10 protein-coding genes are annotated in these 11,810 nt (G+C 57.6%); 8 read left to right on the top strand and 2 right to left on the bottom strand.

Translation table 11 applies throughout. The features are described 5' to 3' along the window. Positions 1-35: 35 nt before the first annotated feature. On the top strand, positions 36-434 hold the full coding sequence (locus tag Absy_RS07735) for a RidA family protein (RefSeq protein WP_048854167.1): 399 nt from the start codon (positions 36-38) through the stop codon (positions 432-434). An 18-nt stretch (positions 435-452) separates the two neighbouring features. Here the strand turns inward: Absy_RS07735 and Absy_RS07730 are convergent, their stop codons facing one another. Together Absy_RS07730 and Absy_RS07725 are read right to left on the bottom strand one after the other, a co-directional pair. After that, positions 453-2,234, bottom strand: a complete 1,782-nt coding sequence (locus Absy_RS07730) for a stimulus-sensing domain-containing protein (RefSeq protein WP_048854166.1) — start codon at positions 2,232-2,234, stop codon at positions 453-455. Positions 2,235-2,243: 9 nt separating this feature from the next. Continuing rightward, positions 2,244-2,960: a response regulator transcription factor gene (locus Absy_RS07725; protein WP_048854165.1), complete on the bottom strand. Its 717-nt coding sequence runs from the start codon at positions 2,958-2,960 to the stop codon at positions 2,244-2,246. 190 nt (positions 2,961-3,150) lie between these two features. On the opposite strand from Absy_RS07725, the gene Absy_RS07720 reads away from it, so the two are divergent. The 7 genes from Absy_RS07720 (at position 3,151) to purH (ending at position 11,732) form a co-directional block, all read left to right on the top strand. Continuing rightward, the gene (locus tag Absy_RS07720) at positions 3,151-3,732 is read left to right on the top strand and encodes a nucleotide exchange factor GrpE (protein ID WP_048854164.1); all 582 of its coding nucleotides are present in this window, start codon (positions 3,151-3,153) and stop codon (positions 3,730-3,732) included. A gap of 206 nt (positions 3,733-3,938) precedes the next feature. Continuing rightward, on the top strand, positions 3,939-5,849 hold the full coding sequence (gene dnaK / locus Absy_RS07715; protein WP_048854163.1) for a molecular chaperone DnaK: 1,911 nt from the start codon (positions 3,939-3,941) through the stop codon (positions 5,847-5,849). A gap of 155 nt (positions 5,850-6,004) precedes the next feature. Next, positions 6,005-7,141 carry a molecular chaperone DnaJ gene (gene dnaJ, locus Absy_RS07710; RefSeq protein WP_048854162.1) on the top strand — a complete coding sequence of 379 codons (1,137 nt, stop codon included), beginning with the start codon at positions 6,005-6,007 and terminating at the stop codon, positions 7,139-7,141. Beyond that, entirely contained in the window at positions 7,132-7,926 is a 795-nt protein-coding gene (gene dapB, locus Absy_RS07705; RefSeq protein ID WP_173958331.1) for a 4-hydroxy-tetrahydrodipicolinate reductase, read from the top strand. Before dnaJ ends, dapB begins: the two co-directional genes overlap by 10 nt. A gap of 189 nt (positions 7,927-8,115) precedes the next feature. Then, a complete protein-coding gene (gene metK, locus Absy_RS07700) occupies positions 8,116-9,303 on the top strand; it encodes a methionine adenosyltransferase (RefSeq protein ID WP_048854160.1) in 1,188 nt (395 codons plus the stop codon). A gap of 18 nt (positions 9,304-9,321) precedes the next feature. Beyond that, the gene (trmB, locus tag Absy_RS07695; RefSeq protein ID WP_084597003.1) at positions 9,322-10,059 is read left to right on the top strand and encodes a tRNA (guanine(46)-N(7))-methyltransferase TrmB; all 738 of its coding nucleotides are present in this window, start codon (positions 9,322-9,324) and stop codon (positions 10,057-10,059) included. Positions 10,060-10,154: 95 nt separating this feature from the next. Next, positions 10,155-11,732, top strand: a complete 1,578-nt coding sequence (purH, locus tag Absy_RS07690) for a bifunctional phosphoribosylaminoimidazolecarboxamide formyltransferase/IMP cyclohydrolase (RefSeq protein ID WP_048854158.1) — start codon at positions 10,155-10,157, stop codon at positions 11,730-11,732. Positions 11,733-11,810: the final 78 nt, after the last annotated feature.

Here is an 11,810-nt window from a genome sequence, read left to right as displayed (position 1 = left end):
GTTCCTGAGTTGCTGGCTTACATCATCATTCCGTGATGAAAGATAAAACTCTGACACGGAATGCACGTTCCGCCGCCAGTCGCCCACATGTTGTGCAAACAATGGGTGGTTTTGTTCTGGAAGGGCTTTATGCCCCGCAGTTCCGTGGCATGGAGCTGGCTGACCAATGCCGGGCTGCTTTTGAGGAGGCCGTGCCTCTGCTGGAAGCGCATGATCTGACATTGCGGGATGTCAGTCGCATTGTCTGCCATATTGCGGATGCGGATGAGTTCCCTGCCAGTTTCCCGGTATTCCGCCAGTTCTTTTCCACCACATCCCCCGGTATGACCATGATGTGGCTCAAGAATGCTCCTTCTTCCGTGCCCAAAATCATGATTGATCTGATTATCAATGTCCCTCAGGACGAAGAGCTGGAGGCTGGGGCCGGATTTTAAGCCCCGGACGTTGTAGGTTTAGCGTGCGGGGGAAGCGAGCACGCGCGGTAGTTCAATAATAAACTGCGCCCCCTTTATGTGCCCGCGTTGGTCATGCAGGTTTTCTACGGCAATGGTTCCGTGCAGGGCTTCTATAATCTGGCGGCTTATGGAAAGACCAAGCCCGGAGTGTTGGCCAAAGTTTTCGTTTTTGGGGCGCTCGGAATAAAAGCGGTCAAAAATCGAATCCAGCTTAGCCTGCGGAATACCCGGTCCTTCATCCGAGACGGCAATACGCACCATTTTGCCGTTAGCTGCCGCATGTAAAATAATCTGCCCATTGGGGGGAGAAAACGATATGGCATTGCCAATCAGGTTGCGCAGAACCTGCACCAGCCGATCCTCCACAGCCAGAGCGGTCAGGGGGTGTTCGGGCGTATCATCCTGTACATCGGTTAGAATAACGGCCTGATCTTCCTGCCGGGTGGCTTGGTGAATTTCCGCCAGAACAGACAGTAACTGACCAATGGCCACAGGCTTTGCCTTGGCGCGGGACATTTCCGCATCCAGTCGGCTGGCGTCCGAAATATCGGTAATCAGCCGGTCCAGCCTGCGTACGTCATCGTTGATAATGCTCAAAAGACGGCGTTGCTGGTTAAGATCCTCTATGCGCAAAAGGGTTTCTATGGCGGAGCGGATGGAGGTCAGCGGGTTTTTGATCTCGTGGCTGACATCTGCCGCAAACCGCTCAATGGCGTCCATGCGCTTCCACAGGGCCTGCGCACTGGCCTGTAGGGCGCGGGCAACATCGCCAATTTCATCCCGACGAGCCAGCAGGCGTGCAGGCACTGTTCCTGTCCGCCCCGTTGTATCCCGCATGACCTGCGCCGAGGCAGCAAGCCGTAGCAGAGGCCGGGCAATGGTGAGCGATAAATACCAGGACAGCAGGACCGTCAGCACCAGAGCCAGAAAGAACAGCGACAAAATGGTGGAGCGAATGGCAAACAGGGAGCGATCTACCTGCGAGGCCACCCGGGTTAGCTGGATAACCCCTACAGTCCAGCCATCGCGCATAACCGGTTCGGCAACAGTAATAATCAGCCGCCCCCGTGCAGTGCGGCGAATATAGGGAGGCGCTTCTGGTGGAGGGTGGTCCGCTCCTTTGGGCAACTGCGGATGTGTGGGGCGGTCTGGAATGTCCTCCTCATCGGTATTGAGGGTTACAATGCCGGGGTTATGGCCTGACCAGAGCCACGTAAGGAATCGTTCGTAGATGCCGGGCTGGAACGCCGGAGGGAAAGGAATGGTATGGGAATGAAAGCGGTGGGGTTCGGGTGGGGTGTCCAGCGTATCGGCAACATCAATCAGATTGTCGGCAACCAGTTTTCCATCCGGGCCAAACAGGCGGGCATGGGCGTTGGGGCTGGGTTCGGTCAGGCGCTGGAGCAGCGGGCGTGCCAGAGCCCCTTCGAGCTCATACCCGCGGTCCTGTGGCAGGCTGGCATGGGGGTGGGTTACATGCACCGCACTTTGCCCCAGAGCGCCAGCGTAAATGCGCGCCTGTTCGCGCAGGGCCGTGACTTCGGCTGTTAGCAGGCTGTTACGGAACTGGTTGAGAAAAAGCACCGTTAAGCCAAGCAGGGCCAGCGGAAGAATGTTGACCAGAAGCACCCGGCGCATAAGGGGGGAGACCAACCGGGTGCGGGATGCCTGATAGGCCGCAGTCGCCTCTATGCTGCCTTTGTGGGGGCGCTGGCCGGGTATCCGCAGGCTGCGAGCCTGCCGGAACAGGTGCGCCAGCAAGGGGGGGCGGTTGGTCATGCCCTTTTGTCAGTCTTCCTTATAGCGGTAGCCAATGCCGTACAGGGTTTCGATCTGGTTGAAATCATCATCAACCTGCCGGAATTTTTTGCGGACCCGTTTGATGTGGCTATCAATCGTCCGGTCATCTACGTAAACCGTGTCTCCGTAGGCTGCATCAATCAGCTGGTCACGGGATTTAACCAGGCCGGGGCGCTGGGCCAGCGTTTTGACCAGCAGGAATTCCGTAACGGTCAGGGGGACATCCTCCCCTTTCCACGTGCATTTATGGCGTAGCTCATCAAGCGAGAGGTTGCCGCGTGTCAGGGCGCCACCACCAGCAGGAGCGCCATTTGCTTCCGCCCGACTCACTTCGTTGCGGCGCAGCAGGGCGCGAATGCGCTCCAGCAGAAGGCGCTGGGAAAAGGGCTTGGTAATATAATCATCCGCGCCCAACCGTAGCCCCATAAGCTGATCTACTTCCTCATTTTTGGAAGACAGAAAAATGACAGGCAGGTTGGAGCGGGTACGTAGTCGCTGCAAAAGCTCCATGCCATCCATACGGGGCATTTTAATGTCCAGAATAGCCAGATCGACCGGGTAGGCCGTAAGCCCCTGCAATGCCGACTCGCCATCCGTATAGGTGCGCACGTTAAACCCCTCTGCTTCGAGGGTCATCTGAACCGATGTCAGAATATTGCGATCATCATCAACCAGCGCGATTGTCTGCTTGGTGCGCTCTGTCATCGTTTGTGTGTTCCTTCCCTTGCCATCAGCGCAAGGTGTCTAGCTTAGGCGCCGCAGGCTTCCAATGCCAAGAGGGGGAATGGTGTGATGCACGCTTTTTTAAGGTCAGAGCCTGCCATGCACAAAATCCTGCATTGCAGGGGCCTTGCGGGTCTTGTCGGCAGGGGCGGGGTTGCCTACTTCTTGCATCATGACGAACGATTCAGAACCCACACAGGTCGAAACCCCGGTAGATCCGGCTTTGGCCGAGCAGGCGGCTCCTCAGCATGAGAGCGCCGCTGAGAGTGATGCCGACGCACGTGTGCATGAACTTGAACAGACCGCTACGGAGTTCAAGGAAAAATGGCTGCGTGCGGAAGCTGAAAACCAGAACCTGATGGCCCGTGCCAAGCGCGACGTGGAGGATGCCCGCCAGTACGCGGTGCAGAAATTCGCGCGCGATGTGGTGGAAGCCGCCGAAAACCTGCGCCGTGCGCTGGACAGCCTGCCTGCCCAGACCGAGGGTGAGGATACGGTTGTGACCAAAATGCGTGAGGGCATTGAAAGTACGGAACGCTCCTTCCTGTCCATTCTGGAACGGCATGGCATCAAGAGCGATAATCCGGCAGGCAAGGCGTTTGACGCCAATCTGCATCAGGCCATGGCGGAACAGCCAAGCGAGGAACATGCACCCGGTACGGTCATGCAGGCATGGACGCCGACATGGACCCTCCACGGGCGTTTGCTCAAACCTGCCATGGTGGTTGTGGCCAAAGGCGCTGGCGCGCAGTAACGCAGCCCATGGCAATCCTGTGGGAGGGGAGAAAAAAACCTTCCCGCAGAGTGGTTTTTCCTCCTTGAAAAAGGGAAAACCGCACCATACATCAGGCTTGTCATTCGGGTGGTGCCCCGCTTTTGGTCAGGGTGCCACCAGTTACGATAAAAAAGGGCTTTATCCGATGCTTCGGGTCGGATGAGGTCGCTAAAAGGAGCACGAAATTGAGCAAAGTCATTGGTATCGACCTCGGCACCACCAACTCCTGCGTGGCCGTGCGCGAAGGTAACGAAACAAAAGTCATCGAAAACAGCGAAGGTGCACGCACCACGCCGTCCATGGTCGCTTTCACCGAAGGGGGTGAAATGCTGGTCGGGCAGGCTGCCAAGCGTCAGGCTGTTACAAACCCCGCCAACACCCTGTATGCCGTAAAACGTCTGATCGGTCGTCGCTTTGACGATGCGACCGTCCAGAAGGACAAGGGCATGGTCCCTTACAGCATTGTTAAGGGTGACAATGGCGATGCGTGGGTTGAAGCCCGCGGCACAAATTATGCCCCATCCCAGATCTCGGCCTTCATTCTGGGCAAGATGAAGGAAACGGCTGAAGCGTATCTGGGCGAAAAAGTCTCGCAGGCCGTTATTACGGTTCCCGCATACTTTAACGATGCCCAGCGTCAGGCAACCAAGGATGCAGGTCGCATTGCCGGTCTGGAAGTGCTGCGCATCATCAACGAACCCACCGCCGCAGCTCTGGCTTACGGGCTGGAAAAGAAGAGCGGCGGCACCGTGGCCGTGTATGACCTTGGTGGCGGTACGTTCGACGTTTCCGTGCTGGAAATTTCCGATGGCGTCATCGAAGTGAAGTCCACCAACGGGGATACGTTCCTGGGTGGGGAAGACTTTGATAACCGTATCATCGGGTTCCTGGCAGACGAGTTCAAGCGCGAACAGGGCATTGACCTGCGCTCCGACAAGCTGGCTCTGCAGCGCCTGAAGGAAGCAGCAGAAAAAGCCAAGATCGAGCTGTCCTCCTCCAAGGAAACCGAAATCAACCTGCCGTTCATCACGGCGGATGCCTCCGGCCCCAAACATCTGGTGGTCAAGCTGACCCGTGCCAAGCTGGAAAGCCTTGTGGATGATCTGATCAGCCGCACGCTTGAGCCATGCAAAGCAGCGCTTAAGGATGCCGGTCTGAACGCATCCGGGATTGATGAGGTCATTCTGGTCGGCGGTATGACCCGTATGCCCAAGGTGATCGAAACGGTTAAGGAATTCTTTGGTAAAGATCCTGCCCGTAACGTGAACCCGGACGAAGTGGTGGCTATTGGTGCAGCCATTCAGGGTGCCGTGCTGAAGGGGGACGTTAAAGACGTTCTGCTGCTCGACGTAACGCCTCTGTCCCTCGGGATTGAAACGCTGGGTGGCGTGTTTACCCGTCTGATCGACCGGAACACCACCATTCCGACCAAAAAGAGCCAGGTGTTCTCCACGGCGGAAGATAATCAGGGCGCTGTGACCATCAAGGTCTATCAGGGCGAACGTGAAATGGCAGCGGACAACAAGCTGCTTGGCAACTTCGACCTGACCGGTATTCCCGCAGCCCCCCGTGGTGTTCCTCAGATTGAAGTGACCTTTGATATTGACGCAAACGGCATTGTGTCCGTTTCCGCCAAGGACAAGGCAACAGGCAAGGAACAGCAGATCAAGATCCAGGCATCTGGTGGTCTGTCGGACAATGACATCGAAAAGATGGTCAAGGATGCAGAAGCCAACGCAGCAGCCGATAAGGCCAAGCGTGAGCAGGTGGAAGCCCGCAACAGTGCGGAATCCCTTGTGCATCAGGTTGAAAAATCCTTGGCCGATGTGGGTGATAAAGTGCCCGCAGCCGACAAGACTGAGGCAGAAGGCGCTATTGCCGCTGTGAAGTCTGCCTTGGAAGGCACGGATGTGGATGCCCTCAAGAGCGCAACCGAGCGTCTGACCCAGGCCGCCATGAAGGTGGGTGAAGCTGCCTACAAGGCAGGTCAGGAAGCAGAGGGTGCTGAAGCTGGTGCCGCTGGTGGTGCCAAGGCTGATGAAAAAGACATCGTTGACGCTGACTTTGAAGACGTGAACGAAACCAAGAAGTCCTGATCGGACGCATGCAGACCCCGTGGCCATGTGACAAACATGGCCACAATGCATTATCTTTCCGGCGTCCGTGCTTTTTATAAGGCGGACGCCTTTTTACATTTTACATTCTGGACAGATGCTGTGCTCACGCAAGAGGCAGCCCCAAGAGGACTTTCATGGCTACTCAGCTTGATTACTACGAAATTCTTGAGGTAACCCGCACGGCTTCTGCCGAGGAAATTAAGAAATCCTACCGCAAGCTGGCCATGAAGTTTCATCCCGATCGCAACCCGGGGGATGATACGGCGGAAGCCAGGTTCAAGGAAATCAATCAGGCTTACGATGTGCTCAAGGATGAGCAGAAGCGTGCTGCCTATGACCGCTTTGGCCATGCTGCGTTCGAAGGGGGCGGCGCTGGCCCCGGCGGGTTTGACTTCAATGGGTTTGGCGGCGGCGGTCTGGGTGATATTTTCGAGCAGATGTTCGGGGATATGATGGGCCGGCGTGGCGGTCAGGCCCGCAGCGGGAACGATATTCAGGCCCACGTGGAAATCACACTGGAAGAAGCATTTGCCGGTGTTGAGAAAAACGTGCGTGTGATTACCCGCGTTGCGTGCGAATCCTGCAATGGTACAGGGTCCAACAGTGGCGCTGCCGGGGTGGATACCTGCCCAAGCTGCCACGGTGCAGGCAAGGTGCGCGCCCAGCAGGGATTTTTTGTGGTGGAGCGGCCATGCCCGACCTGCCATGGCGCAGGCCGTGTGGTCAAAGACCCCTGCAAGAGCTGCCATGGCGAAGGCACGGTTGAAAAAGAACGTACAATCGCGGTGAAGATCCCCGCCGGTGTGGAAGATGGTACACGCATCCGTCTGACGGGTGAGGGCGAGGCCGGTGGTAATGGTGTGCCAGCGGGGGATTTGTATGTGCATGTCTCTGTTGCCGAACACTCCATTTTCCAGCGAGACGGGGCCAATGTTTACTGCCGCGTGCCTTTGAGAATGGCGCAGGCAGCGTTGGGGACCGAAATTGAAGTGCCGGTTATTGATGGCAGCCGCACCAATGTAAAAATTCCCGCGGGCACCCAGAGTGGTGCGCATTTCCGTCTGCGTGGCAAGGGGTTCTCGGTCCTGCGTTCCTCCGCACGGGGCGATATGTACATTCAGGTCACGGTGGAAACCCCGCAGGTGTTGACCAAGCGCCAGCGTGAACTGCTGGAAGAATTTGAAAAAGAAGCGGGCGAGGATGTGAAGCACAGCCCGGAACACACCGGTTTTTTCCGCCGTGTGCGCGATTTTTTTGAAGGATCGGAATAAAACAGATGCGCATTGGTATTGCCGGTATTACCGGCCGTGTAGGGCGCCTGCTGGTTGAGGAAGTACAGGCCGCGGGTGTGGCTCTGGCGGGTGGGACCACCCGCACCCCCGATAGGGCCGCAGGTCTCCCCCCCGCTTGTCCGCTGTTTGATGACATTGCCGCGCTGGCGGAAGTGTGTGACGTGGTAATCGACTTTACACATGCGGATACAGTTGTGGCCAATGCCCGCGCTTTGGCCGGTACAAAGGCTGCATGGGTTTTGGGGACCACAGGCCTGTCTGCCCAGCAGAACGAGTCTGTGCTTAAAGCTGCGGAGCATGTGGCCGTGGTTCATGCGGCCAATTTTTCCCCCGGTGTTACACTGGTTCAGCGCCTAGCCCGTATGATGGGCCAGGCTTTGCCTGCGCAGGCATATGATGCCGAAATTGTGGAAATGCACCACCGGCAGAAGGTGGATGCTCCGTCAGGTACAGCGTTGGCCATAGGGCAGGCCGTAGCGCTGGGGCGTGGCGTGGACCTGGATGCCGTGCGCGAGAGCGGGCGTGATGGCCATACCGGCCCCCGGCGGGAAGGGGCCATTGGCTTTGCTGCCCTGCGCGGTGGGCAGATTGTGGGTGAACATGACGTTCTTTTCACATCTGCGGATGAGCAGATTACCTTGTCGCATCGTGCCTTTGACCGGCGCATCTTTGCCACGGGTGCAGTCAGGGCCGCTTTGTGGGTAAAGGGGCGGGAAGCCGGTCTTTATAGTATGGAAGACGTGTTGGGCCTGCCCCCCCTTTAGGGATTTACCCTGGCGGGTTGGGGCGTGCTCCGCGTCTGGTGCAGGGCTGAAAACAGGGGCTTGCCTTTTGCGCAGGAGGCGTATGGCCCTTGACCATTGCTGTCTATCCCGCCATACGGTCTCGTCCCCTTTTTTTGGGGATGGTTACCTGTTTCCTTTTTTCATTGGCGTGGGGCGAACGGCACCATCATGCGTAAAGACGGCGATTTTCTGTTTACTTCGGAATCCGTTTCCGAAGGTCATCCCGATAAAGTTGCTGACCGGATCAGCGATACCGTTCTGGACGCGTATCTTGCGGCAGACCCGGAAGCCCGCGTGGCGTGTGAAACGTTGGTAACGACCAACCGTATCGTTCTCGCTGGCGAAGTCCGTGGTCCGGATTCCGTAACATCTGATCACCTGATCCATCTGGCCCGTGAAGCCGTGAAGGACATTGGTTACGATCAGACCGGTTTTTCCTGGCGTCATGCGGAAGCATCCAATTACCTTCATGCACAGTCCGCGGACATTGCAGTTGGTGTGGACAGCACCTCGGACAAGGACGAAGGTGCAGGCGATCAGGGCATTATGTTCGGTTATGCCTCTAACGAGACAGATACCCTTATGCCTGCGCCGCTGTATTATGCGCACCGTATTCTGCACACCATCCGTGACCTGCGTCGCGCTGGTGACTCGCGCGTTGCAGGTTTGCAGCCCGATGCCAAAAGCCAGGTGACCCTGCGTTATGTGAACGGTCGTCCGGTTGGCGCAACCTCGGTTGTGATCTCCACGCAGCATGATGAAGGTGCAGATCAGGCAGCCCTGCGTGACCGTCTGTTTGACGTGACACGGGGCGTTCTGCCCGAAGGCTGGATGCCGCCGGAAAATGAATTTTATGCCAACCCGACCGGTGTGTTCGTCATTGGTGGCCCCGATGGGGATTGCGGCCTGACCGGGCGTAAGATCATTGTGGACACCTACGGTGGTGCAGCGCCGCATGGTGGTGGTGCGTTCTCCGGTAAGGATCCGACAAAGGTTGACCGTTCTGCGGCCTATGCCTGCCGTTACCTTGCCAAAAACGTTGTGGCGGCTGGTCTGGCTGACCGTTGCACCATTCAGCTTTCTTACGCCATTGGCGTGTCTCATCCGTTGTCCGTTTATGTGGATCTGGATGAAACCGGCAAGGATGTGGATGAAGCACGTCTGGGCAATATCCTGCGGGAGGTCATGGACCTGACGCCGCGTGGTATTCGCAAACACCTGCGCCTGAACCGTCCGATCTATGCCACGACCTCCGCTTACGGGCACTTTGGCCGTACGCCGGATGACAAGCTGGACACCTTTACGTGGGAACGCACCGATCTGGTGGACGCCCTGCGCAGCGCCCTGAAGCGTTGATTTAAAGGCGTAATGTTCATGACGGAGGCAAAGGGGCAGCCCGTTACTGGCCAGCCAGAAGCAGTGGATGTAAAGCCCCCGCCGGAAAGGCTCTATGGCCGCCAGCGAGGGCACCCCTTGCGCCCCCGTCAGGAGCGCCTGCTGGATGAAACACTGCCCCGCCTGCGGTTTCCGCTGGAGCGGGCAGCAGACCCGGCATCTGTTTTTGGGCATACGCCAGAACAGATCTGGTTCGAGGTCGGGTTTGGTGGGGGCGAGCATGTGCTGGCCCAGACCAATGCCCATCCCGAAGTTGGCTATATTGCCTCCGAAGTTTTTCACAACGGTCTATGTTCGTTGCTCAACAAACTGGTGCCTGTAGAGCAGGAGGCAACAGCCCCTCTGCCAGATATGCTCCGTTTGTGGGATGATGATGCACGGCTTGTGTTGCGGGCTTTGCCCGACGCCAGTCTGGACCGTCTGTTTCTGATGTTCCCTGACCCATGGCCCAAGGCCCGGCACGCCAAACGCCGCTTTGTGCATCCGCAGAATGTTGCCTTGTGCGCCCGTGTGCTCAAGCCCGGTTCTGTATGGCGTGTTGCCAGTGACGACCCGACCTATCAGGCATGGGTGCAGGAGGTCATGTCGGCCCAGCCGTATTTTGAGGCTCCACCGCCTGCCACGGTGCGGCCAGATGGCTGGTTCCCCACCCGGTATGAGGCCAAAGCCATAGCGGCAGGCCGTCAGCCACTGTACTGGACGTTTACCCGCCGGTAAGTACAGTCCATCTTCTTTCCTTCGGCTGGTTGCCTGCGCGCGGCATGTTGGCTAATCAGCCGCATTACGTTTTTTGCCGTGCGAAAGGTCCCTCCATGAGCCAGACGACGCTTCCTATCCGTCGCGCCCTTATTTCCGTTTCCGATAAAACCGGCCTGCTTGATCTGGCCCGCGCTCTTGCTGCGCAGGGGGCGGAAATCCTGTCCACGGGTGGTTCCGCCAAGGCTCTGCGGGATGCTAACGTGCCGGTTACGGAAGTTTCGGATTACACGGGCTTTCCCGAAATTCTGGATGGTCGTGTTAAAACGCTGGTGCCCAAAATTCACGGCGGCATTCTTGGCCGTCGCGACCTGCCTGCCCATGTGGCGCAGATGCAAGAACATGGCATTGGCCCGATCGATCTGGTTGCCGTTAATCTGTACCCTTTTGAAAAAACGGTTGCCTCTGGTGCAGATGCGGAAACCTGCATTGAAAACATCGATATTGGTGGCCCAGCCCTGATCCGTGCCGCAGCCAAGAACCACGCCCATGTGGTGGTGCTGACTGACCCGGCCCAGTATGAAGGGTTGATTGACGCGTTGGGTAACGGTGGTACCACGCTGGATATGCGGCGTTTTTATGCCGGTGCTGCTTATGCCCGCACGGCTGCATACGATGCGGCGATTGCCGCATGGTTTGCTGCGCAGGCGCAGGATGCTTTTCCCGAACGGTTTGCCTTGGCTGGTCAGCGGGCGGAAATCCTGCGGTATGGTGAGAACCCCCACCAGCAGGCTGCATTCTACCGCGATGGCAGCACCCGTCCGGGTGTGGCAACTGCTGTGCAGGTGCAGGGCAAGGCGCTCTCGTATAATAATATCAACGACACGGATGCAGCGTTCGAAGCCGTTGCTGAATTTGATGCCCCGGCAGTTGTTATTGTAAAGCATGCCAACCCTTGTGGCGTCGCTGTTTCTGGCGCATTGACCACGGCCTGGGATCAGGCCCTACGGTGTGACCCGGTTTCTGCTTTCGGTGGGATTGTTGCCCTTAACCGTCCGCTGGATGCTGCAACGGCAGAAAAAATCTCGACCATTTTTACCGAGGTCATTGTTGCACCAGATGCGGAAGAAGATGCCAAGGCGCTGCTGGCCCGCAAAAAGAATTTGCGCCTGCTGCTGACTGGTGGCCTGCCTGACCCCGCTGCGGCAGGTACGGTTGTGCGTTCTGTCGCCGGTGGTTTTCTGGCCCAGACCCGCGATAACGGACAGATAACCCCAGAAGGCCTGAAGGTCGTAACAAAGCGTGCACCAACCGAGCAGGAAATGCGGGATCTGATCTTTGCTTTCCGCGTGGCAAAGCATGTTAAGTCCAATGCCATTGTTTACGCTAAGGATTGCGCAACAGTGGGCATTGGTGCAGGCCAGATGAGCCGTGTGGACTCCGCGCGGATTGCCGCCAGCAAAAGCGGCGAGGCAGCCAAGGCTGCGGGCCAGTCCGCACCGCTTACGCAAGGTTCTGTGGCTGCGTCCGATGCGTTCTTCCCCTTTGCTGATGGACTGGAAACAATTGTGGCAGCCGGTGCGACTGCCGTTATTCAGCCCGGTGGTTCCATTAGGGATGATGAGGTGATTGCCGCAGCAGATGCCGCCGGAATTGCCATGGTGTTTACTGGTATGCGTCATTTCCGCCACTGACGCGCTTTTCCCGCTCTTGCGGGAATGGTCCATCATGGCAGACTATAGCACCCGAGTCTCACGCATTGCCGTGCTCTG

Origin of the sequence: Acetobacter syzygii (genome assembly GCF_000964225.1) — a bacterium.
Taxonomy (GTDB): Bacteria; Pseudomonadota; Alphaproteobacteria; order Acetobacterales; family Acetobacteraceae; genus Acetobacter; species Acetobacter syzygii.
Note: the sequence above shows the minus strand (reverse complement) of the source record. Positions and strands in the feature narration are given on the sequence as shown.

Coding starts and splice junctions, on each gene's coding strand:
- Absy_RS07720 (WP_048854164.1), top strand. CDS start 3,151: ATGACGAACGATTCAGAACCCACACAGGTCGAAACCCCGGTAGATCCG.
- Absy_RS07735 (WP_048854167.1), top strand. CDS start 36: ATGAAAGATAAAACTCTGACACGGAATGCACGTTCCGCCGCCAGTCGC.
- Absy_RS07725 (WP_048854165.1), bottom strand. CDS start 2,960: ATGACAGAGCGCACCAAGCAGACAATCGCGCTGGTTGATGATGATCGC.
- purH (WP_048854158.1), top strand. CDS start 10,155: ATGAGCCAGACGACGCTTCCTATCCGTCGCGCCCTTATTTCCGTTTCC.
- Absy_RS07730 (WP_048854166.1), bottom strand. CDS start 2,234: ATGACCAACCGCCCCCCCTTGCTGGCGCACCTGTTCCGGCAGGCTCGC.
- metK (WP_048854160.1), top strand. CDS start 8,116: ATGCGTAAAGACGGCGATTTTCTGTTTACTTCGGAATCCGTTTCCGAA.
- trmB (WP_084597003.1), top strand. CDS start 9,322: ATGACGGAGGCAAAGGGGCAGCCCGTTACTGGCCAGCCAGAAGCAGTG.
- dnaJ (WP_048854162.1), top strand. CDS start 6,005: ATGGCTACTCAGCTTGATTACTACGAAATTCTTGAGGTAACCCGCACG.